The organism is Streptomyces buecherae (genome assembly GCF_014295035.1).
Classification (GTDB): domain Bacteria; phylum Actinomycetota; class Actinomycetes; order Streptomycetales; family Streptomycetaceae; genus Streptomyces; species Streptomyces youssoufiensis.
Window position 1 is genome coordinate 1,388,461 of record NZ_CP060404.1, and the last position, 21,867, is coordinate 1,410,327.

18 protein-coding genes are annotated in these 21,867 nt (G+C 75.3%); 8 read left to right on the forward strand and 10 right to left on the reverse strand.

The genetic code is table 11. The annotated features are described in order from the left end of the window. Positions 1–317 precede the first annotated feature (317 nt). The 5 genes from H7H31_RS05245 to H7H31_RS05265 all read right to left on the reverse strand — a co-directional run bounded on the left by H7H31_RS05245 (position 318) and on the right by H7H31_RS05265 (position 7,552). Positions 318–1,736: an aldehyde dehydrogenase family protein gene (locus H7H31_RS05245; protein WP_187060116.1), complete on the reverse strand. Its 1,419-nt coding sequence runs from the start codon at positions 1,734–1,736 to the stop codon at positions 318–320. A 457-nt stretch (positions 1,737–2,193) separates the two neighbouring features. Further along, on the reverse strand, positions 2,194–3,063 hold the full coding sequence (locus tag H7H31_RS05250) for a class F sortase (RefSeq protein WP_232109693.1): 870 nt from the start codon (positions 3,061–3,063) through the stop codon (positions 2,194–2,196). A 132-nt stretch (positions 3,064–3,195) separates the two neighbouring features. Beyond that, on the reverse strand, positions 3,196–4,143 hold the full coding sequence (locus H7H31_RS05255; RefSeq protein WP_187060117.1) for a hypothetical protein: 948 nt from the start codon (positions 4,141–4,143) through the stop codon (positions 3,196–3,198). A 460-nt stretch (positions 4,144–4,603) separates the two neighbouring features. Next, entirely contained in the window at positions 4,604–6,001 is a 1,398-nt protein-coding gene (locus tag H7H31_RS05260; RefSeq protein ID WP_187061966.1) for an MFS transporter, read from the reverse strand. 3 nt (positions 6,002–6,004) lie between these two features. Further along, positions 6,005–7,552, reverse strand: coding sequence for a CitMHS family transporter (locus H7H31_RS05265; protein WP_187061967.1), 1,548 nt, complete (start codon positions 7,550–7,552; stop codon positions 6,005–6,007). A gap of 408 nt (positions 7,553–7,960) precedes the next feature. On the opposite strand from H7H31_RS05265, the gene hmgA reads away from it, so the two are divergent. The 3 genes from hmgA to H7H31_RS05280 all read left to right on the forward strand — a co-directional run bounded on the left by hmgA (position 7,961) and on the right by H7H31_RS05280 (position 11,637). Further along, complete coding sequence (gene hmgA / locus H7H31_RS05270; RefSeq protein WP_176164801.1) at positions 7,961–9,304, forward strand: homogentisate 1,2-dioxygenase; 1,344 nt, start codon at positions 7,961–7,963, stop codon at positions 9,302–9,304. A 12-nt stretch (positions 9,305–9,316) separates the two neighbouring features. Then, positions 9,317–10,066: a GntR family transcriptional regulator gene (locus H7H31_RS05275; RefSeq protein ID WP_176164800.1), complete on the forward strand. Its 750-nt coding sequence runs from the start codon at positions 9,317–9,319 to the stop codon at positions 10,064–10,066. A gap of 215 nt (positions 10,067–10,281) precedes the next feature. Beyond that, positions 10,282–11,637 carry a type ISP restriction/modification enzyme gene (locus tag H7H31_RS05280; protein WP_232110240.1) on the forward strand — a complete coding sequence of 452 codons (1,356 nt, stop codon included), beginning with the start codon at positions 10,282–10,284 and terminating at the stop codon, positions 11,635–11,637. Positions 11,638–12,007: 370 nt separating this feature from the next. On the opposite strand, the gene H7H31_RS05285 is transcribed toward H7H31_RS05280, so the two are convergent. Both H7H31_RS05285 and H7H31_RS05290 read right to left on the reverse strand, forming a co-directional pair. Further along, positions 12,008–12,271 (reverse strand): hypothetical protein, encoded by a 264-nt coding sequence (locus H7H31_RS05285; protein ID WP_176164798.1) that lies wholly within the window; start codon positions 12,269–12,271, stop codon positions 12,008–12,010. A gap of 280 nt (positions 12,272–12,551) precedes the next feature. After that, entirely contained in the window at positions 12,552–13,373 is an 822-nt protein-coding gene (locus tag H7H31_RS05290) for an SGNH/GDSL hydrolase family protein (RefSeq protein ID WP_187061969.1), read from the reverse strand. A gap of 330 nt (positions 13,374–13,703) precedes the next feature. Here H7H31_RS05290 and H7H31_RS05295 point away from each other — a divergent pair, with 330 nt between their 5' ends. From H7H31_RS05295 to H7H31_RS05305, 3 genes are all read left to right on the forward strand, one after another. Beyond that, a complete protein-coding gene (locus H7H31_RS05295; RefSeq protein WP_197995947.1) occupies positions 13,704–14,936 on the forward strand; it encodes a S8 family peptidase in 1,233 nt (410 codons plus the stop codon). Between the two features lie 274 nt (positions 14,937–15,210). Beyond that, positions 15,211–15,798 carry a hypothetical protein gene (locus H7H31_RS33690; RefSeq protein ID WP_232109694.1) on the forward strand — a complete coding sequence of 196 codons (588 nt, stop codon included), beginning with the start codon at positions 15,211–15,213 and terminating at the stop codon, positions 15,796–15,798. Between the two features lie 351 nt (positions 15,799–16,149). Further along, positions 16,150–17,241, forward strand: coding sequence for a DUF5925 domain-containing protein (locus H7H31_RS05305; protein WP_187061971.1), 1,092 nt, complete (start codon positions 16,150–16,152; stop codon positions 17,239–17,241). Positions 17,242–17,297: 56 nt separating this feature from the next. Here the strand turns inward: H7H31_RS05305 and H7H31_RS05310 are convergent, their stop codons facing one another. Beyond that, a complete protein-coding gene (locus H7H31_RS05310) occupies positions 17,298–17,675 on the reverse strand; it encodes a GntR family transcriptional regulator (protein ID WP_176164794.1) in 378 nt (125 codons plus the stop codon). Positions 17,676–18,399: 724 nt separating this feature from the next. Here H7H31_RS05310 and H7H31_RS05315 point away from each other — a divergent pair. Beyond that, positions 18,400–19,251 (forward strand): GNAT family N-acetyltransferase, encoded by an 852-nt coding sequence (locus H7H31_RS05315; protein WP_308284231.1) that lies wholly within the window; start codon positions 18,400–18,402, stop codon positions 19,249–19,251. Positions 19,252–19,321: 70 nt separating this feature from the next. Here the strand turns inward: H7H31_RS05315 and H7H31_RS05320 are convergent, their stop codons facing one another. After that, positions 19,322–19,915: a helix-turn-helix domain-containing protein gene (locus H7H31_RS05320; protein ID WP_187061462.1), complete on the reverse strand. Its 594-nt coding sequence runs from the start codon at positions 19,913–19,915 to the stop codon at positions 19,322–19,324. 159 nt (positions 19,916–20,074) lie between these two features. Here H7H31_RS05320 and H7H31_RS05325 point away from each other — a divergent pair, with 159 nt between their 5' ends. Next, positions 20,075–20,776 (forward strand): class I SAM-dependent methyltransferase, encoded by a 702-nt coding sequence (locus H7H31_RS05325; RefSeq protein WP_187061463.1) that lies wholly within the window; start codon positions 20,075–20,077, stop codon positions 20,774–20,776. A 25-nt stretch (positions 20,777–20,801) separates the two neighbouring features. Here the strand turns inward: H7H31_RS05325 and H7H31_RS05330 are convergent, their stop codons facing one another. Next, positions 20,802–21,800: a Gfo/Idh/MocA family protein gene (locus H7H31_RS05330; RefSeq protein ID WP_187061464.1), complete on the reverse strand. Its 999-nt coding sequence runs from the start codon at positions 21,798–21,800 to the stop codon at positions 20,802–20,804. Positions 21,801–21,867 lie beyond the last annotated feature (67 nt).

The following is a 21,867-nucleotide window of genomic DNA, read 5'->3' on the forward strand; positions in this document are numbered from 1 at the left end:
GCGGTCGGGCGTACGCGGGGCGCACGGGCGGGCGGGACGGAGCGGGCGGGGCGGGCGTACGAGACGGGGCGGCGCCGGGTCGCCGGGCGCCGGAAGGGGCGGGTCGGGGCGCGGGCCGGGCGAGCGGGGCCCGCGGGGCGTACGGGGCGACGGGCGACGGGGCCGCCCGGCGCGCCCCGCGCTCGGGTGGCGGCACCGTGCGGGCGGCGGCCGGCGCGTCCCGCCACCGTCCGGCCCAGCCGGCCGGGCCCGGCGCCGCCGTCGGGGCGCGGCGCCGGGGCATGCGGGGAGAGCGGAGCGTGCGGGAGGGCGGGGCGTCAGAGCTGGAGCGACTTGGTCTGGAGGTACTCGGTCAGGCCGTGCACGCCGAGTTCGCGTCCGACGCCGGAGCTCTTGTAGCCGCCGAAGGGGGCGAGCGGGTTGAAGCGACCTCCGTTGATGTCCACCTGGCCGGTCTCCAGGCGGCGCGCGACGGCCACCGCCTCGGCCTCGTCGGCCGCCCACACCGCGCCGGCCAGGCCGTACGCCGAGTCGTTGGCGATCCGCACGGCCTCGTCGACATCGGCGTACCGCAGGATCGAGAGGACCGGACCGAAGATCTCCTCCTGGGCGATGGTCATCTCCGGTGTGACGTCGGCGAACACGGTGGGGCGCAGGTAGTACCCGCGCTCCAGGCCCTCCGGGGCCGTGGGGCCGCCGGCCACCAGGCGGGCGCCCTCCGCGATGCCGCGGTCGATGTAGTCGCGGACCCGGTCCCGCTGCGCGGCGCTGACCACGGGCCCGAGCCGGGTCTCGGCGTCGCGCGGGTCGCCCGGCGCGTACTTGGCGGCGGCAGCGGCGGCCAGCTCGACGGCCTCCTCGTACTGGTCGGCGTGGACCAGCAGCCGGGTCCAGGCGCTACAGGTCTGGCCCGCGTTGGCCATCACGTTGGCCACGCCGACCTTCACCGCCCGGGTCAGGTCGGCGCCGGGCAGGACGATGTTGGCCGACTTCCCGCCGAGTTCGAGGGCGACCCGCTTGACGGCCGCCCCGGCGCTCGCGCCGATGCGCCGGCCGACGGCGGTGGAGCCGGTGAAGGAGACCAGGTCCACGCCCGGGTGCTCGGCCAGCGCCTGGCCGGCGACCGGGCCGAGCCCGGTGACCAGGTTGAACACGCCGGCGGGCAGCTCCGCCCCAGCCACCACCTCGGCGAAGAGCTGGGCCACCAGCGGGGTGTTCTCGGCGGGCTTGACGACGACGGTGCAGCCGGCGGCGAGCGCGGGGGCGACCTTGGCGACGATCTGGTGCAGCGGGTAGTTCCACGGCGTGATCGCGCCCACGACGCCCACCGGCTCGTGGAACACCGTGGAGTTGCCGATCCGCTCCTCGAACGCGTACGTCTTCGCCAACTCGGCGTAGCTGTCGGCGACGGCGATCGGCAGGCCGGCGTGGACGGCCTGCGCGAAGCCGACGGGAGAGCCGAGTTCGGCCACCACGGTCTCGGCGATCTCGTCGCGACGGGCGGCGAGCCCGTCGCGCAGGGCCGCCAGGTAGGTGCCGCGCTCGGCCGGCGGGATGGCGGCCCAGCCCGGCTGGGCGGCGCGCGCGGCCCGTACGGCGGTGTCCACGTCCAGCGCCGTGCCAGCCGGCACGGTGGCGATGACCTGTTCGTCCGCCGGGTTGACCACCTCGATCGAGTCCGTGCCGGCCGCGGGCCGCCAGGCGCCGTCGATGTACATCTCGTCATGCGACTTCACGTCGTTCGCCCTCCAGCGCACCGCTCAAGCCCGTCGTACCCCACCAAACTAGCGACGGTAGTTTTCAGACGCCAGGGGCCGCCGCGTGCCCTCGATCACGCGAGCCGTTCCCACCCGGGCCACCCGCGTCACCCCGGCCGCGCCACGCACCGCGCTTGACCTACCTCCCCTCGGCGACAACTGGCTTACACCCGCGCCGCCTTGGCGGCGTCCGGCATACGGCGTCGATGCCCGCATGCCGCGCGCGGTGGGCCGGCGGGGCCCGCAGCCCCTCGGCTCCACGGTGCCCGACGGCCGGCGCGTCGCACCACCCCGCCGAGCCGCTCGACCGCGCGCGGCGGCGGTTCACGGCCGCGCCGCGCGCGTGTGGGGTGTCCGGGGGCGCGCCGCTGGGGGCGCGCGGGCGGGGGTGCGCCGCGCCCGGCGGCGCCCAGCGGCGCTCCGTCGCGCCCGCCGGTCAGCGCGCCCGCGCCGCGTCCCGCACGTCGTACAGATGGGCGAAGACGACGACGTTGGAGCGGTAGCCACGGCCGGGCTCGAAGGGGCCGCCGCAGGTCAGCAGCCGCAGTTCGGGGCGGCCCGCGTCGCCGTAGACCGTGCGGTCGGGAAAGTCGGACCGCGGGTAGGTGCGCACCGCGTCCACCGTGAACACGGCCGTCCTGCCGTCGTGGCGGGCCACCTCGATGAGGTCGCCCCGGCGCAGCGCGGGCAGTTCGAGGAAGACGGCCGGGCCGCGGCGGGTGTCGCGGTGGCCGACGATGATCGCGGTGCCACGCTCGCCGGGGCTCGGGCCCCGCTCGTACCAGCCCGCCACGCGCGGGGCGTTGACCGCCGGCGTCGTGAGGCGGCCGTGCCGGTCCAGACCGAGGCCGACGACCGGCGCGTCGAGGCGCAGCGCGGGGATGGCCACGGTGCTGGGTCGGGCCCGGGCGATGGGGGCGCGCGGCACGAGCGGTCGGGTCGCCCGCGCCGGCCCGCTGGCCGTGCCGCCCGGGCGCTTGCCGGCGGGAGGCCGCGCGCCGGGCGCGCCGGGTGCCGCCGCGCGCCCCTCGGTGTCGCGCGCCGCGCCGGCCGCGCCCGGCCGCCCCGTACCACCCGCGCGCCGGGCGTCGTCCGCGCGTCCATCCGCACCGGTGCCGGCGGCGGCTCGCGATCCACCAGCCCGGGGAGCGCTCACGTCGCCCTCGGCGACGAGCCGCATGGCCGCCGCGCCCGCCGCCCAGGCGGACGGTTCGGGCGGGCGCGACCGGTCCTCCGGCGACGACGCGGGGCCCAGCGCCCAGAACACGCCGCCGCCCAGCAGACACACGGCCGTACTCAGGGTCACCGCCAGGCGGCGCCGGCGGGCGCGGCTCATGCGCCGGCGCGGCGCCCCAGGGCGGCAGCGGCCGGCGCCGCCGGGGCGCGGGCGCGCGGGCGCGGGGTCCGGCGGCGCGCCACTGCCTGGCCTCATGGCGTCCTAGGCGGGGCGCTGCGAGCGACGCCGGGCGCGGCGGCCCCCCACCAGTCCGACCAACCCGACCGCGCCGGCGACCAGGGCCGTACCCGCCCCGGGCGGCGCCGTCCCCTCGTCCGCCTCGCCACCGCCGCCCGCGGCCACGGCGCCACGCGGCTGCCGCCCGTCCGCCGCCGGCACGTCGCCCGGGTCCACGGGCGCCCGCTCGCCGCGCGAGCCTCGGGCAGCGGGCGGCGCTTCGACTTCGGGGCGGTCGGCGGCGGCGCGGTGCGCGACGGACCGCTCGGCGGCCGGCACGGCACGGCGTTCCTTGTCCGAGTTCCCCCGGTTCCCTCGGTCACCTCGGTCCCCCCGGTTCCACTCCGCCGCGCCCGCGCTCGACATCGCGTCGGTGAGCCAGTCCTCGTCGGCCGCCGCGGGGTGCTCTCGCTCCTCGGTCGGTTCCTGCCGGCCGCCTGGGACCTCGCCCCGCGCCTCGTCGTCGGCGGCGGCGGGAGGCGGGTCGTTGGTCGGGGGCTGCCCCTGGTCGCCCGGCGGACACGCGACCGTGAACGTCTTGCGCCGGACCGCCTCCCGCCCCTCCCCCGCACCGGTCCAGGTGAGTTCGTAGCTGCCGCTGGGGAGGGTGTAGGGGCCGGTGTGGCCCCGGCCGGCGTCGATGAGGATGGTGCCGTCGATGCCGGGGAGCTTGCGGGAGTTCGGGCGCGGGGCGATGCGCCAGGCCAGCTCCCGCGCACCGGGGACGTCGACGGCGACGAGGTAGAAGGCGCAGACCGTGCGCTCGTCCCGCGGGTCCTCCACGGGCGTGTCCACGTCGTGGATACGGACGTCCGCGCCGGGCGCCGCGACGGCGGGCGCCTCCAGCGCGGCGACGGTGCCGGTGGCCAGCGCGGCCACGACGAGCGCGGCGGCGCGAGCGCCGGAGCGACGGAGCGGTACCGGGGCGGCCATGTGGATCTCCTTCACGCCGGGACGTTTCGTCCTGCCGGTCATACGTTTCATACGAATCAGTCGTTTGCCTGATTACGTGTCACCTTCACGCCGCCAGGAAACGGCCAACCCCCGAACGCCCGCCCCTATCCCCCACCCGGCCCAACCACCGCCGGCCACCGACCCCGGTCGGCCCGTACGCCACACCAGCCACGGCCGTGGCCGCCCCGTACGCCCGCCGCCCCCGCGCCCGTACGACTCAGGCCACCCCGTACGCCCGCCGCCCTCGCGCCCGTACGCCCCAGGCCGCCCCCGCCCCCGTACGAGCCGCCGCCCCTGCCCGCGCACGGCGACCCGCCGGGGCCCGTAGGGGCCGCACCGGAGGTGAACGGGCGAGGCGGTGCGGGGAGCGAGCGCGGCGGGCCCACCGGTCCGGTTCGCCCCCGGTCGCGCGCGCCGGTCGCTCCGCGGGGCGCGGCGGTCAGGGGTGCGGGCGGGTGGTCGCTTCGCCGCCGCGTGGCTCTGGCCCGGGGGCGTGGTCCGGCGTCGACGGGTGGTCCGGCGGGTGGTCCGGCGGTGCGTCACGCGGGGCGCCACGGGCCGCCGTGCGCGAGGCGCCGTCGCCCCCGTGGCGCAGGCCGCGCCCGGCGACCGCCGCCGAGCCGAGCAGCAGCAGGCCGAGCAGCACGAACGGCGCCGCCGTGCCCGCGAGGCCGGCCAGCGCGCCGGCGGCGGCCGGCGCGGCTGCCTGGCCGAACCGGTTGCCGGTCAGCCGCAGCGCGAGTGCGGTGCTGCGCGCGCCGTCGGGTGCGGCCTGTACCACCGTGGTCATCGACAACGGCTGCCCCACGCCGAGCGCGAAGCCCAGCAGGGCCAGCGCTGTCGCCAGGCCCCACACCGGCAGCGGCAGCGCGACGCTCGCGCACAACACCGCGGCCAGCAGGCAACTCCCGGCCATCAGCGCGGTGCGCCCGACCAGGCGGATCATCGGCGTCATCACCAGCCGGCAGGCGATGGTGGCCGCGGCCCGCAGGCTGAGCAGCAGCCCGACGGTGGCCGGGGCGATGCCACGGTGCTCGCCGAGCACGGGCAGGTAGGCGGTGAGGACGTCGGTCGTGGAGAGCACGGCGAGGCTGATGAAGATGCCGGAGGCCACGCCGCGCGAGCGCATGATGCCCCAGACGGACACGGGCCGCCCGGTCGGCCGTTCGCCCGCCCCGCGCGCCGCCGCCCGCGCGCCCCGCGCGCCGGCGCGCTCGCCGGGGCCTCCCCCGGCGCTCCCGCCGGCGCTCTCGACGCGCCACAGGCCGGCGAACGAGCACATCGCCACCGCCGCCGAGACGAGCAGCGCCGTGGCGCTGGTGGGGGCCAACTGGTCGCCCCGCGCCGAGACCAGCAGCCCGGCGGCGATCGGCCCCACCAGTTGGCCGAGCGAGGCGCCGATGGTGAAGTGGCCGAAGTTGCGGTCCTGGTCGGCGGCGGCGCTCCGGCGGGCCACGATGGACTGCGCGCCGATCACGAACGCCAGGTGTCCCAGGCCCATGACGCCGCTCCACAGCGCCATCGCCGACAGCGAACCGGCCTGCCCGCTGAGCGCGCAGCCCTCCGCGATGAGCACGACGCCGACGGGGAGCAGCGGGGCGGCGCGGCCGTGGTCGGTGCGGCGGCCCAGCGGGACGGCGGCGAACAGCGGGAGCAGCGCGTACACGCCGGCGATGATCCCCACCGCGCGGGCGTCCGCGCCCAGCGCGAGGGCCCGGTAGGAGACGGCCGGCCTGGCCATGCTCACCGCCCCCTGCGCGAACGCGAAGGCGATGACCAAGCGCAGCAGCCAGCCCCTACCGGGCAGCGTCCTCGTCGTCCCCGTCGACCCCGTCATGCCCTAGATGATGCCGAACGCCAGGCTGGCGCCGAGCACCACCAGGGCGGTGAGCGCCGCCCACTTCACGGTGAAGCGGGTGTGGTCGCCGAACTCCACCTTGGCCATGCCGACCAGCACGTACACGGCCGGCACCAGCGGGCTCGACATGTGCAGGGCCTGGCCGACGAGGGAGGCGCGGGCGATCTCCGTGGGCGAGACCCCGTGCGCGGCGCCGGCCTCGGCCAGGATGGGGACGATGCCGAAGTAGAAGCCGTCGTTGGACATGAAGTACGTGAGCGGGATGCTCAGCACGCCGGTGACCACGGCCATGTGCGGCCCGAGCCCGTCGGGGACGCCGTCGACCAGCCAGCGGGCCATGTGCTCGACCATGCCGGTGCCGGTGAGGACGCCGGTGAACACGGCCGCGGCGAAGACCATGCCGGAGACGTTGAGCACGTTCTCCGAGTGCGCGGCGATGCGTGCCTTCTGGTCGGGCATGTGCGGGAAGTTGACGGTGAGCGCGACCGCCGCGCCGAGCAGGAAGAGCACCGGTATCGGCAGGGTCTGCAGGATCAGCAGGGTGAGCAGGGTCGCGGTGAGGGCGGCGTTGAACCAGTACAGCCTCGGGCGGAGCGTCGGCCGGTCCGGGTCCAGGGTCTGCGGGTCGTCGGCGGCAGCGGCGTCGGCGTCGCTCGCCGTGGTGGTCGCGGTGTCCGCGCCGACGGGTCGGGGGTCCGCGTCGCCCGTGCCGGGTTGACCGGCCGGGCCCCGCCCGGTTCCGCCGCCGGTCGGCAGCCGGTCCTTCGTCAGCGGTACGCGCCCCGGACCGCCCGCGCCGGCCACCGCGACGGCCGGGGCGTCGGCGCCGCCGACGGCGGCCAGCACCGGCTCGGCCGCCCGCGCGCCCGGGGCCGCCGCGTCCCGCGCCAGCGCGTCGCCCTCGTCGAGGGTGAGCAGGCCGAGCCGCCTGCGCTCGCGCCGGCCGAGCACGTACGCGAGGAAGAAGACGAAGAGCAGGCCGACCGCGAGCGCCGGGATCATCGGTACGAAGATCTCGCCCGCGTCCAGTTCGAGGGCGGTGGCGGCGCGGGCGGTGGGGCCGCCCCAGGGCACGGTGTTCATCACGCCGTTGGCGGTGGCCGCGACGCAGGTCATCACCAGCACGCTCATCTTCAGCCGCCGGTAGAGCGGCAGCATGGCCGACACGGTGATCATGAAGGTGGTGGAGCCGTCGCCGTCGAGCGAGACCACGGCGGCCAGCACGGCGGTGCCGACCACGATCCGCACCGGATCGGCCTTGCAGAACCGCAGGATGAGCCGGACGATCGGGTCGAAGAGACCGACGTCGATCATGACGCCGAAGTAGATGATGGCGAACATGAGCATGGCCGCCGTGGGCGCCAGATCGCCTATTCCGTCGAGCACGTACTCGCCCAGGTGCGCGCCCTTCCCTACCAGGACGCAGAACAGCGCCGGAACGAGCACCAGCGCCGCCAGCGGGGACATCTTCTTCATCATGATCAGCACCAGGAAGGTAGCGATCATGACGAATCCGAGGATGGTCAGCATGGGTACCTCACGTTCGCCTTCGAACGCCGCCGAGGGGCGGGCAGCGCCGCCGGAGGGGCGGTGAGGCGACGTTAGGCGCGGCAACTTTGCGTTAACAAGGTCTTGACGTGCGAGCAATACGCGCAAAACACCAGGTCAGCCGCGTGCGACGGAGTCGCCCCGGCCCAGTCGGCACGCCGGCCCGTCGAGCACCACCGCCCCCGCCGTTCACCCGCGCGCGGCGCGGGGCGCGGCTTTCGGAGGGTGCCGGCGCGGCACTGGTCGAGGAGGCGCGGGAGCGGGTAGGCATCGAGTCGCACGCGGGGCCGACGTGCCGGGCGGGGCCGGCACATTGACGCCGCACCCCGTCATTCCTATGGTCAAGCATAGGAATTCTTCGATGGTGGATCTCGATGGTGGGAGCACGCGATGAGCGGCACGGACAACGAGCAAGCGAGGAAGGTCGCCGAGGGGCTGACGTACAGCTCCGGATTCGGTAACGAACACAGCAGCGAGGCGGTGCCCGGGGCGCTGCCGCACGGCCGCAACTCGCCCCAGCGCGCCCCGCTCGGCCTGTACGCGGAGCAGCTCAGCGGCAGCGCCTTCACCGAGCCCCGGCGCAACAACCGCCGCTCCTGGCTCTACCGCATCAGCCCCTCGGCGGCGCACCCCCCGTTCACCCGGATCGACAACGGCGCGCTGCGCGGCGCCCCGTTCGCCGGCCCCGAGCAGGTGCCCGACCCCAACCGGCTGCGCTGGGACCCGATGCCGGAGCCGGCCGCCGGCACCGACTTCCTCGCCGGCCTGTGGACGCTCGGCGGCAACGGCGACGCCGCCCAGCGCGTCGGCATGGCCATCCACCTCTACGCCGCCAACGCCTCGATGACCGACCGGGTCTTCAGCGACTCCGACGGCGAGTTGCTGATCGTGCCCGAGAGCGGCGGGCTGCTGCTGCGCACCGAGTTCGGGCTGCTGCGCGCCGAGCCGGGCGAGGTGGCGCTCATCCCGCGCGGCGTGCGGTTCCGCGTCGAACTCCTCGACGCGAGCGCGCGCGGCTACGTCTGCGAGAACTACGGCCAGCCCTTCGTCCTGCCCGACCTCGGCCCGATCGGCGCCAACGGCCTGGCCAACCCGCGCGACTTCCGCGCTCCGGTGGCCGCGTACGAGGAGCGCGAGGCGCCGACCGAGGTGGTCAACAAGTTCTGCGGCAACCTGTGGGCCGCGACGTACGACCACTCCCCGCTCGACGTCGTCGCCTGGCACGGCAACCACGTGCCGTACGTCTACGACCTGCACCGCTTCAACGTCATCGGCTCGATCAGCTACGACCACCCCGACCCGTCCATCTTCACGGTGCTCACCTCGCCGTCGGACACCCCCGGCCTGGCGGGCGTGGACTTCGTGGTCTTCGCGCCGCGCTGGCTGGTGGGCGAGGACACCTTCCGGCCGCCGTACTTCCACCGCAACGTGATGAGCGAGTACATGGGCCTGATCGAGGGTGCCTACGACGCGAAGAAGGCGGGCAAGGGCGGCTTCGTGCCCGGCGGTGGCTCGCTGCACAACATGATGTCGGCGCACGGGCCCGACCGGACGACCTTCGACCGGGCGAGCGCCGCCGAACTCCTGCCGCAGAAGATCGACAACGGCCTCGCCTTCATGTTCGAGACCCGCTGGCCGGTCATCACCACTCCGCAGGCGATCGAAGCCGACCACCTGCAGAGCGGTTATGACGATGTGTGGCAGGGTCTGGAGCGCCATTTCCGGTCGTCGTAGTACGGAGCCAACGTGACCACCTTCGCTCCCGACTCGCTCGCCCTGAACCGCAAGCTGCCGCTCTGGTACCAGGTGTCGCAGTCGTTGCGGGCCTCCATACTGGGCCGCCGCCCGGAGGAGCCGCTGCGGCTGCCCACCGAGGACCGGTTGGCCGAGCACTACGGGGTCAGCGTCCTCACCATGCGGCAGGCGCTCAAGGAGTTGGAGGCGGAGGGGCTGATCAGCCGGCACCGGCGGCGCGGCACGTTCATCGAGCCGAGCGCGCGGCGCGGCGCCCCGGTGCGGCTGCTCGGCTCGGTGGACGCGATAGTGGCCCAGCAGTCAGGTGAGCGCACCACGCTGCTGGGCCACGGCACCGAGCCGATCCCGGCCGACCTCGCCGAGCACTTCCCTGGCCGCACCGAGGCGGTGGGCTACCGGAGGCTGCGCTGCGAGGAGGAGAGCGGCGAGCCCACCAACTGGGCCCACAACCTGATCCGGCCCGACATCGCCGAGAAGATCGACCTCGACGACCTGACCCGCTGGCCCATGACCAAGGTGTTGCGGGACGCGGTCGGGGTGCGCATCAGCCGCATCACGGACACGGTCGAGGCCCGTCTCGCCGACCCGGAGACGGCGGGGCTCCTGAACGTGCCGCTGCTGAGCCCGATCCTGCACTACACGGGCCTGACCTACGACGAGGACGGCGAGATCGTGGACGTGGCCCGTATCCGCTACCGGGGTGACCGTTTCTCCTTCACGGTCACCCTGGACGCCCACTGACCCCCGTCCGCTCCACGCCCCCACCACACCCCGCCCCGCGCGGCGCCCTCCGCGCGCGAGCGCGCCGCGACCGGCGCGGCGGCTCGACCGCGCGCCGGCGCCGGCCCGGACCCGCGCCGGGCATGGCTACCATGCTGGAGGCACAGACGTCGGGGAGGGCTGCCGTGGCGGTAACGGACGCCGGTGGGGGCGAGGCGCCGGAGCTGGCGGACGTGATGCCGTGGTCGGTGGCGCCGCTGCGACTCGGGCGGTCCTGGGTGCTGGCCGCCGACGCCGCCTCGCTCGCGGCCCGCTGGGACCGGCTGCTGCGCGCCGACGACGAGGCCGACCGTACGGCCCTGTTCCACCCCACCCGGGCCCGTACGCCGCACACCGCCGTCGCCCAACTCCCCGGCCAGCCGGGCGCCACCACCAGGTTCGCCCGTGAGCGAGGCCGCTGCCCGCGGCCGGTACGGATCGCGCACGGGCCCTACGACCAGCAGTGGCTGATCCCCGATCACCGGCTGATCGACGCGGCCAGGCCCGAGCTGTGGCGGGTGGCCGACGAGCACCAGGTCCACCTGCTCGAACCGGCCCGCGAGGCACCGCCCCGCACCGGCCAGCGCGGCACCCGAGCGGCGGCCGACGCACCCGGACCCGGCGCACCGGGCCCCGCGCCGCGCTCCACGACGCCGGCCGGCGGCCCGCGGCCGGCCGGGAGCGGCACGCCGCCGGCCGGCCCACCCCTGACGGAGGCCGAACTCTCCTTCGCCGCGCTGCTCCCCGACGGGTACTCCCCCGCGGGCCGGCCCGGCCGCATCCGCCCGCTCTACCGCCGCCCCGGCGCCCGCGAGCCCAACGTCGCCCCGGGGCTCCTCGCCCACCTGGCCCGCCGGCTCGGACGCGAGGTCGCGGCCGAGGACTTGTTCGCCTGGATCGCCGCCGTCGCGCAGCGCGGGCCCGAGGGCGCGACGACCGTGCCGCTGACCGCCTCCCCCGACCTCTGGGAGGCGGGCGTCGCGCTCGGCCGACGCCGGGTGTGGCTCCACACCCGCGGCGCCCGCGGCGGCCCGGCGCCCGGGGTCGCGGGCGCGGCCACCGCGGGTGCCGGTCGGCCTCGGCTGCCGGGCGGTCAGCGTCCGTACGTGCGGGCCGCGCTCGCGGGCCCGCTCGCTCCGGACGCGCTGAGCTACGACCCCGAGGACGGCGCGCTCTGCCTGGGGAACGGCCGGATCTCGCCGGTGGCCTATGCCGCGTGGGAGTACCACAGCGGCGGGGTACGGGTGTTGGAGAGCTGGTTCGAGCGGCGCGCCACGCCCGGCCCGGCCGGCACCCTGGACGCCATCGGACCGCGCGACTGGCCCCAGGAGTGGACGTCTGACCTGCTGGAGTTGATCACGGTCCTCACCCTGCTGACCGAACTGCGCGAGCCGGCCGGGCAACTGCGTAAGGAGCTGGCCGACGGGCCGCTGATCGCGGCGGGCGAGCTGGCCGACGCGGGCGTGCTGCCGGTTCCGGATGCCACCCGACGGCCCGCGTCGGTCCTGGACCACCACGAGGAGGGACCGGAGGGCCAGTTCGCGCTGCTGTGAGGCCGCGTCGCGCCGGCGGCGCCGGCACCCGGGACGCCGGAGGCGGGCCAGGGGGAACGCGGGGTCGCCTGGCACGTACCGGGGCCACCTGGCGGAGGGCACTCACCGCGCGGGCGCGGCCGGCACAGCGTGGGGCCGACGGATCGGCGGCCGACCGGCGCGACGGGCGCGGGCGAAGGAGGCGGCGCGGGTGGCCTGAGCGGAACCACCGGGCGGGGCGACGGCTGGGGTCGGCCGGGGCCCGCTCACGCCGTGGCGGCTGCGGGACGCCTGTCCGGCCTGGTCGCGTACCCAGGCCGGACCGATTCGATCGGGAACGAGCGGGGGTGAAGGAGTCTCGTCTGTCGAACGCGGCACAGCGTCCGGTCGGTCAGCCTCGGCTGCCGAACAGCGAACGCCGCAGTCGCCGCAGCGGCGCGAACAGCGACACCCGGGCACCCCGGCTCTTCTTCGTGCGTGCGTGGTCGCGCGCGGTCAACTCCTGCATCAGCACCGTGGCGCCCTCCGCCTCGCGCTGCGGCACCGCTGGGCCGCCGAGCACCGCGAGGTGGCGGTCGAGACGCGCACTGGACGCGCCGCTCCCACAGTTGATCGCAGGCACTCGTGGCCTGCTTCGCATTGCTATCTGCTCCATGACACTCCCCACCCGTCGTAGGCACCCGCCCCGGGCAGAGTAACCCTACCTCCCCCTGCCGTCACCCATGCATCCCACACCTCGGATTCACGGTGGCGTCAAGGAGGTTGACAGACGTTTTCCCAGCGTGGCGCGCTCGTACGGCCGATTGGCGCCCTCTGGGACACCGATGCGCCCGCACACCGGTCCGCCGTACGCCCGCCCGTCGGACGCCTTCCCCCCGCCGGGTGCGGGCCGGCGGGGAGAGGGTGTGCCTGACCGGGGTCGGCCGGGCCGTGGGTCAGATGGCCGAGCTGAAGGCGGGCAGATAGCCACCCGACTGACCGGCGGCCTTCGGGTGGTAGGAGTCGCCGATCGGGAAGGTCACGCTGTGCAGCCACGCGTCGCCCGAGCAGATCTCGTGGCCGGCGAAGCGGGACGCGATGTCGCCGTAGCCGAAGCCGTGGTCGGCCGCGCGCTTGGCGGTGATCGAGTTGAGCAGGTCGGCCGCGCCGTTGATGGTGGAGCGCTCCTTCTCCGTGAGGCCGACGACGCAGGTGCCGTTGAGCTTGTAGAAGCGCGGGTAGCCGAGCACGACGACGCGGGCCCTGGGGGCCTTGTTCCTGATGGCCGAGTACACCGCGTCGAGCTTGCCGGGCAGCGTCTTCTCGACGTACGCGCGGGCGGTGTTGACCCGGTTCACGCAGTCGCTCTCGGACTGGAGCACGCAGGTGGTCATGACGTCGACGAAGCCGGCGTCGTTGCCGCCGATGGTGATGCTGACCAGGTCGGTGCCGGAGTTGATCGGGCCGAGCTGCTTGTTCAGGACGTCACCGGTGACGGCCCCGGAACAGGCGGTGAAGTGGAAGCTGGCGGGCGCGTTCTTGGCGGCCCACAGCTTGGGGTAGGCGCGGTTGCTGCGCTTGCAGTCGCCACTGCCGCTGTCGTAGTCGCCGGCGCCGACACCGGAGGAGTAGGAGTCGCCGAGGGCCACGTAGTCGCCGCCGGCCGCCTGGGCGCCGACCGAGGCGTCGGCCGCCTGCGCGAGCTGGCCGCCGGTGAGGGCGAGGGTGGCGGTCAGGACCGCGGCGGACGCGGCGGACACGAGCCGGGTGAGTCTCATGGGGGGCCTCCTGGACAGAGTTGCTGCCATGGACGCGCGTAGACAGGCGCCCGCGGGGCGGCCAGGGAGCCGGTACGCCGTGGGGGCCCACCTGATTCGCGCAGGGGGGACGTGTGCTGCGCATGGTTTCTACCCCGTTCCGCCGCCGAATTACGGCCGCATGGCATGAATATGTCATGTCGTCAGAGGTCTTGTTCGGCACCGAAGGGGAGGGAGATATTCACTCTGGCCGGACGTGGAGTCCCGCCCGGCACGCGCGCACGCCCCGTGTGCGCGCTCCCACAACGCGCGTGCCCCACCGACGCGCCACCGATGAGGAGGACCCTCGCGATGGCACAATCCCGCACGCCCCGCAGACCTCACAGACCCCTGGCAGCGGCCCGCACCGCGGCCCTGGCCGCCGTCGCCACCCTCGCCGTCGCCCTGCCCGCCCATGCCGCGCCCCAGGTAGACGCGCCGGGCACCGACGTCGGCACCGTGCTCGGCACGGACAGCCCCGACGCGCTGCCCGGCAGCTACGTCGTCACGCTGCGCCCCGGCGTCTTGGCCAGGTCCGCCGACGGCGCGGCGCTGGTCGCCCGCTACGGCGGCACGGTGCGCCACGTCTACACGGCGGCCCTGAACGGGTACGCCGTACAGCTACCGGCGGCAGCCGCGCGACGGTTGGCGGCCGATCCCGCGGTGGCGACCGTCGTGCAGGATTCCGTCGTTCGGGCGACGGCCACTCAGCACAACCCGCCCTCCTGGGGCCTGGACCGGATCGACCAGCCCGCGCTCCCGCTGGACCAGAAGTACACCTACCCGGACAGCGCGGGCGGCGGGGCCACGGTGTACGTCGTGGACACCGGCGTCCGGATCAGCCACCGCGACTTCGGCGGCCGGGCGGTCAACGGCTACGACGCGGCCGAGGGGGACGACGTCGCCCAGGACGGCAACGGGCACGGCACCCACGTCGCCTCCACCGTCGCGGGCACCGCGCACGGGGTCGCCAAGAAGGCCAGGGTGGTGGCGGTCCGGGTGCTCAACGACCAGGGCTCCGGCTCGATCTCGGGCGTGATCGCGGGCATCGACTGGGTGACCCGGCACCACAGCGGCCCTTCGGTGGCCAACCTGTCGCTGGGCGGCAGCCCCAACACCGCCCTGGACACCGCCGTACGCAACTCGATCAAGAGCGGCGTCAGCTACGCCGTGGCGGCCGGCAACTCCGCCTCGCCCGCGCAGAACTTCTCCCCTGCCCGCGTCACGGAGGCGCTCACCGTGGGCTCCGTCGACAAGACGGACACCGCCGCCCGGTCCTCCAACCACGGCTCGGCGGTCGACCTGTTCGCGCCGGGCGTGGGCATCACCGGCGCCTGGCACACCGGCGACGACGCCACCAGCACGCTGTCCGGCTCCTCGATGGCCACCCCGCACGTCGCGGGCGCCGCCGCCATCTACGGCGCCCTGCACCCGACCGCGAGCCCCGCGCAGGTCGCCAAGGCGGTGCTGGACGGGGCGACCAACGGCGTGGTGATCAACCCCGGTCCGGGAACCCCGAACAAGTTGCTGCGGGTCGTGTCGTAACCACCCCGCCCGGCCCCCGGACCACCCCGCGCACGCCGGCGCGGCCCTCTCGTTCCAGGCCCGCGCCGGCCCAAGCGCACGCGCCCCCGATGGCCCGCTCGGGTGACGGCGGGTGCCCGGGGGCGCGTGCGCGGGCGCGGGGTGGCCTGGCCAGGACCGGTCAACGGACGCGTGTTCACGGCGTGTTCGGGACGCTTAACCCGCCTTGACGGGCATCCGTACACTGCGCGACATTAAGGCCCGGCATCCGGCGCTTCGGGGGGCTAAGTCGCCAATGCAGAGACTGACGGCACGAGACACCACGGACAGCGGGACGGAGCACGTCGCGCACGGCTCCACGGAGTACGCGGCAGCGGCCGAACCACACCACACGGCAGGGCGGGCGACGCGGCGGGCATCGCGGAACGCGGAGGAGAACGCCGCTCACGACGGCGCGCGGGAGGACGTTCCCGAGTACGACTCCGAGCACGATCGGGAGGAGCGGCCGGCGCCGGCGTCCCTCCCGTTGGTCGCCGGGGCGATGCTCGGCATCGGCGGCGTGGGCGCGGTGCTCGCCTTCGCGGACATCGCGTCGTCGCTGCGCGCCCCCTTCACGCTCTTCTTCCTCGTCGTCGCGCCCGCGTCCGCCATCGCGGCGGCGCTGCGCGGCGTGGACCCGCTCAGCCGCCCGGTGCTGGCCGTGGCCGGCGCGGTGGCGCTCGACCTCGCGGTGGCCCACGTCATGCTCGCGCTCCAGACGTGGTCCGCGCGCGGCGGGGTGGTCGTCGTCGGCCTGCTGAGCCTCCTCCTCTTCCTGGTGGCCTGCGCGCGGCGCCTCCGGCGCCACCTGGTGGCCGGCCGCGCGGCCAGGGCCCACGGCTGATCCGGTCGCGCCCGCGTACGGAGCGACCCGCGCGCCGCCGGCCGCTGAACCGGGGGCGGCGGCGGCGTGCCCGGCCCGGCCCGGCCAGTCGCGCGCGGGCGGGGCGCGGGAGTTGCGTAATTGCGTGCGCGCGGGGCGCGGGTGACGGATCATGGCCGCATGTGCGCCGACCACCAGCACGATTCCCGGAGGCAGGCCCTGCCGACCAGCCCCACCAGCCCGAACACTCCCCACGGTGCGCCCAGGCCACCGAAGCAGACGAAGAAGGCCGATCGGCTCGCCGCGGGCGGGGCCGCGGCGTCCGGCTCGGCCGGTGGGCCCGCGAAGGGGGCCGGCCCACGCGAGTCGGACATGACGCCGACCGAGCTGGCGCTGCCGATCCGGTTGAACGTCGACGACAGCGACTCGCCGTCGGACGTGGTGGACGCCCTGTTCCTGGGCCGGTTCGCGACCGGCGAGCAGCCCTTCGCGCGCAGCCACTCCGTGGACCGGGTCAAGTCCGGGCTGACCCTGCTGCCGCCGGGCGCCCGGGTGCTGCGCTCGGCCCGCGACGACGACCGCAGCGCCACCCTCGCGGAGGGTGACGGCTGGACGATGCTGGTCTCGCGGTGGAACCGGGGCGCCGACGTGACCGTGACGGCGGTGGCCGAGGAGTTGGCCGAGAAGGTGCTGCGGCAGTCGGTCGAGGACGCCGAGGACGAGCCGGAGCCGCAGCCGGAGAACGTCACGATGGGGTTCTGGTACGTCTCGCCGCGGCGCGGCCCGTACCGCACCACGCGGCAGATCTCGGCGGGCACCTGGCCGGAGATCCGCGGCAACTACACGGCCCCGGTGGCCACGGCCATGGACCAGTTGATGAAGGTCACGCCGGACGACATCGCCGGGCGGCTGCTGTTGCTGCACGGCCCGCCGGGCACCGGCAAGACCTCCGCGCTGCGCACCCTGGCGCGGGCCTGGCGGGACTGGTGTCAGGTGGACTGCGTGCTCGACCCGGAGCGGCTGTTCAACGACGTCGGCTATCTGATGGACATCGCCATCGGCGAGGACGACGGCACGGCCGGCGGGCGCTGGCGGCTGCTGTTGCTCGAGGACTGCGACGAGTTGATCCGCGGCGAGGCCCGGCACACCGCGGGGCAGGCGCTGTCCCGGCTGCTGAACCTGACCGACGGGCTGCTGGGCCAGGGCCGCAACGTACTGGTGGGCGTCACGACCAACGAGGACCTGGAGCGGCTGCACCCGGCCGTGGTGCGCCCGGGGCGCTGCCTGGCCCGGATCGAGGTGGGCGCGCTGACCCGCCCGGAGGCGGTGAACTGGCTGGGCACCGATGGAGGGGTGGGCCGGGACGGTTCGACGCTGGCCGAGTTGTTCGCCCTGCGCCGCGGCACGGCCCCGGCCTCCGTGCCGGCCCCCGCGTCCGGTTCCGACGCGGGCCTGTACCTGTGAGGGGCTGGTAGGGGCGAGGGCCTGGTCCGGCGGGGGCGGGGACCGGCGGGTGGCGCTCAGTCGTCGCAGTAGGCGGCGCGTAGCGCGTCGGTCACCGCCACCCGCGCCGTCTTCTGGTCCAGGCCCAGGTGGCGGGCGCGGCGGGCGTACGCCTCGGCGGCGCTGGCCAGTTCGCGTTCGGCGGCCTCCCCGGCGGCGGCGATGAACGAGCCGTGCCGGCCCCGGGTCTCGATCACGCCGTCCGCCTCCAGGGCGCGGTACGCCTTGGCCACCGTGTTCGCCGCCAGGCCGAGTTCGTACGCGAGGCCGCGGACCGTCGGCAGCTTGTAGCCGACGGGCAGCGCGCCGCTCCTGGCCTGCTCGGCCACTTGGGCCCGCACCTGCTCGAAGGGCGCGGTGCTGCTGGCGGGCTCGACGATGATGAACAAGGTCACGAGGTGTGCTCCTGACGGGATGGGGGCCAACGCCCCATTGTCGCCAGGGCCCGTTGGCGGGCCGCGCACGGGCCACCGTGCCGGGGTCACAGTTTCAGCGCGACGTCATCACGCCGCAGCCACGCGTCGAGGCCGAGCGCGAGTTCGGTGCTGGCCCGTGGCCGGCCCCCGGTGGGGTCGGCCACGGCGTCGGCTGTACGCGCGGACCTGGCGGGTCGCGCCGTCCGCGGCGACGGCCATGGGATGGGCGTCTCCGGGGGTCGATGACGGCGGGCCGCCGGTGGCCGAGCGCGGCGTGCGCGTCGAGCCAGGTGCCGCCGGCGTCGGGGTCGCGGCAGGCCCTGGTCCGCGTCATGGCGTCGAGGGTGGACTGTTCACGGCTCAGGTCACGGTCGTGGGCGATCCATCCGGTGATTCCGCACGTGAGCGCGGTGCTCCTTCGATCGGCCACTCCCGGGACGGACCCGAGCGCGACGCTGCCCCGTCGGTACGGTGCTCCGTCGGGCGCCTGATCGGCGGGCGGCGGAGGTCGCGGCGTCACCGTACGCCCACCCCGACCTGAGTGTTCCGCCGCCCACCCGGAGCCACCGCGGTCCCGAAAAAATGCGGGGGCGACGGGCCGCGCGGACCCGTACCGTGCTGCCCCATGACTGTGATCGTTCGAGACTTTCGGCCCGAAGACGCCGTGGCAGTGGCCGAAGTGCGCCGTGCCGCCATCCCCTTCATGGTGAACACGCCCGAAACGGTGGCGTGGCAGGTGGCGCACGCCCCCGCCGCGCAGCGGTACCGGCTGCTGGTCGGCGAGTGGGATGGCCGGATCGTCGCCACCGCGCACACCGGCCTGGCCCCCGACGCCGACGAGCCCGGCCGCTCGTTCAGCAACCCCTCGGTGCACCCGGAGGCGCGGGGGCGCGGCGTGGGCACGGCGATGCTGGCCGAGGCCGAGCGCTACCTGGCGGCCGAGGGCGCGACGTCGCTCTACGTATGGGCACTGGACGAGCCGCACTGCCTGGAGTTCGCCGAGCGCCGGGGCTACCAGCTCAGCCGCGGTTCCGTCTTCCAGCGGCTCGACCTCACGACGGCCGAACTGCCGCCCCTGCCGGACGCCGAGGCCCTGCCGGCCGGCGTGGAGCTGCGCACGGTCGCGGAGCTGGCGGACCGCGTCGCCGAGTTCCACGAGGCGGACGTGGAGGCCACCGCCGACGAGCCGGGCGACCTCGCCGGGGCCGCCCCGGACCTGGCCCGGTGGCGCGCCATGTACTGGGACCACCCGGCGCTGGACCGCGATTTGTCCATGGCGGCCCTGGTCGACGGCGCGATAGCGGCGTACACGGTCGCCCACACCGACCGCCGCGACCGCTACCAGTCGGGCATGACCGGCACCCGCCGCGGCTACCGGGGCCGGGGCCTGGCCACGCTGGTCAAGACCGCCTCGCTGCACCGCGCCCGAGCCGCCGGCTTCACCGCCGCCTTCACCAGCAACGACGCGGACAACCAGCCCATGCTGGCCATCAACCGCCGCTTCGGCTACGAGCCGGCCCAGGGGGAACGCCGGGTCTTTCGGTCGCTGGTCTGACCGGTTCCGGCCCCGCCCGGTCGCCCGTCCCCCGGCGGCGGGCGTGCCCGGGGGTCGCGGGCCGCTCGCCCTAGGAGCTGGCGGGCCGGGCCCGTACGTGCATCCGCTCGCCCTGCGCGCCGTACAACGCCAGCCACTCCACCGAGTGGTCCCCCGCGTTGGCGACGCCGTGCGGGGTGCGCGTGTCGAACTCCGCCGCTTCGCCGGCGCCCATGATCAGGTCGTGGTCGCCGAGCGCGAGCAGCAGCTTGCCGGAGAGGACGTACAGCCACTCGTACCCCTCGTGGCTGCCCTGCTCGGGCCGGCCGCGCTGGTCCGGCGGGCGCACCGGCAGGATCTGCTTGTACGCGTGCAGCCCGCCCAGGAAGCGGGTGAGCGGAATCCAGGTCTGCCCGTGGCGGGTGAAGGGGCGCGGGTGGATGCGCGGGTCCCCGGTGGCGGGCGCGCCGACCAGCTCGTCCAGCGGCACGCCGTGCGCCTTGGCCAGCGGGAGCAGCAGCTTGAGCGTGGGCTCGCGCTGCCCCGACTCCAGCCGGGAGAGCGTGCTGAGCGAGATTCCGGTCTCCTTGCCCAACTGGGCCAACGTCAGGCCACGACCGGTGCGCAGCGCGCGCAGCCTCGGCCCCACGGCGGTCAGAACGTGCTCCAGGCTCTCGTCACCCATGGTTCCATTTGCTGCCTTGGCAAAGCTCTTTGTCAACCTGTCGCCGTCCGGCGCAGGGTGGCCCCACCACCGCGGCACCGGGCCCGCGCGGCGCGACGCCCGGCCGGCGCACGCCCGCGCCTGGCCCGTGCCCCACCCTGCGACGAAGGGCAGTACGCCATGACCGAGGAGATCACCGGGAAGGCCGCCGGATCATCCGGTGGCACCGGGCCCACCCCGTCCGACGAGGGCGCGGCCGAGGAGTTCTGGGAGGCCCGCTACCGGGCGGGCGAGCGGCTGTTCAGCGGCGAACCCAACGTCGCCCTGCGCACGGAGGCGGCCGATCTGCCGCCCGGCCGCGCCCTCGACCTCGGCTGCGGCGAGGGGGCCGACGCGATCTGGCTGGCCCAGCGCGGGTGGCGGGTCACCGCCGTCGACGTCTCCCCCACCGCGCTGCTGCGCGGCGCGCGGCACGCGAGGGCTGTCGGCGTCGACGACCGCGTCGCATGGCACCGGCACGACCTGGCCCGCTCCTTTCCCACCGGCACCTTCGACCTGGTCTCCGCGCACTTCCTGCACTCACCGGTCGAGCTGCCCCGCGGCCAGATCCTGCGCACCGCCGCCGCGGCCGTGGCGCCGGGCGGCACCCTGCTGGTCGTCGGCCACGCGGGCTGGCCGTCCTGGGAGACCGCCCCCGACCCGCACGTCGTCTTCCCCACCCCCGACGACGTCCTGGCCGACCTCGCGCTGCCGCCGCAGGAGTGGGAGGTGCGGGTGGCGACGACGTACGACCGCCAACTCACCGGCCCGGACGGGCAGCCGGCCAGTCGGCGGGACAACACGGTGCGGGTGTGGCGGCGTGACACGAGCGCCGGCGGCTGAGCCCGACGAGCCCACGCGGCCGGGCCTACGTCGGTTCCGGCCCCGATCCCGGGTTCGGGTCGGTGTCGGGCGCGGGCGTCGCGTGATGAAGTTCGGTGACCGTGACGGCGGTCTCGAAGCCGAGGACCGGGTCGGGGTCGGCGGAGAGCAGACTGGCGTAGAGCGGCCGGTAGTGGGCGATCTTCCGGGGCGTCTGACCGTCGTTGCCGTAGCTCGCGAGGAGCGTGTCGCCGCGCGCGGCGAAGCCGGTCATGGCGGTGTGGTCGATCCACAGCTCCACGTCGCCGTGGCCGAACGTCAGCGCCGTCTCCTTGCTGCTGGAGCCGGTGCGCCAGCTCGTACGCAGCCTGGCGCTGCCCGTCGCGCCGCGCGAGCGGAACGCGGCGGTGCACCAGGCACTCGCTCCGTCGTCCAGTTGCCGCGCGGAGGTCAGCGCCGTGAGGTGGACGAAGCGGGCGAGCATGCTGAGCTGGTTCACTCCCGAGTCCGTCCAACTGGACCCGTACGAGGCGAATGCCTGCTCGCCACGGAGGACGTAGGGGTCGTAGAACGCCGAGGTGATGCTCGTGATCGGCCCCCACTCCGGGTGCGCGGCGAGCAGGTCGGCGGCCCAGCGCACCTCGGGCGAGAAGGCGAAGTGGTGGGCGGTGAACACGCGGGCGGCGACGTCGTGGGTTTCGGCCAGGGCGCGTAGGCGGGCCAGCGAGGCCAGGTCGTGCACCAGTGGCTTCTCGACCAGCACCCGGGCCGTGGACCGGGTGAGCGCCTCGGTGACCAGGTCGGCGTGCGTGCTGGTGGGCGTGGCCAACACGATCAGGTCGGGCCGGTGTGCCGCGAGCGCCTCGGCGAGGTTCGCGTAGTGCGGGGGCTTGGTCCCCCGGAAGTCGATCGGCTCCCTGACGTGCGGGTCGACGGTGAATTCCAACGTGGCGCGGGGCTGGTCTTCGAGGACGTCGCGGTGCGTCCCCGCGATGATCCCGACTCCGACCAGGCCGACGCGTACGACGTCGCTCGTGTCGCTCATGACGTGGAGGTGCTCCTGCCGTGGAGTGGTCCGCCGCGGTGCGGCTGATCGGCTGGGGGTTCTGCGT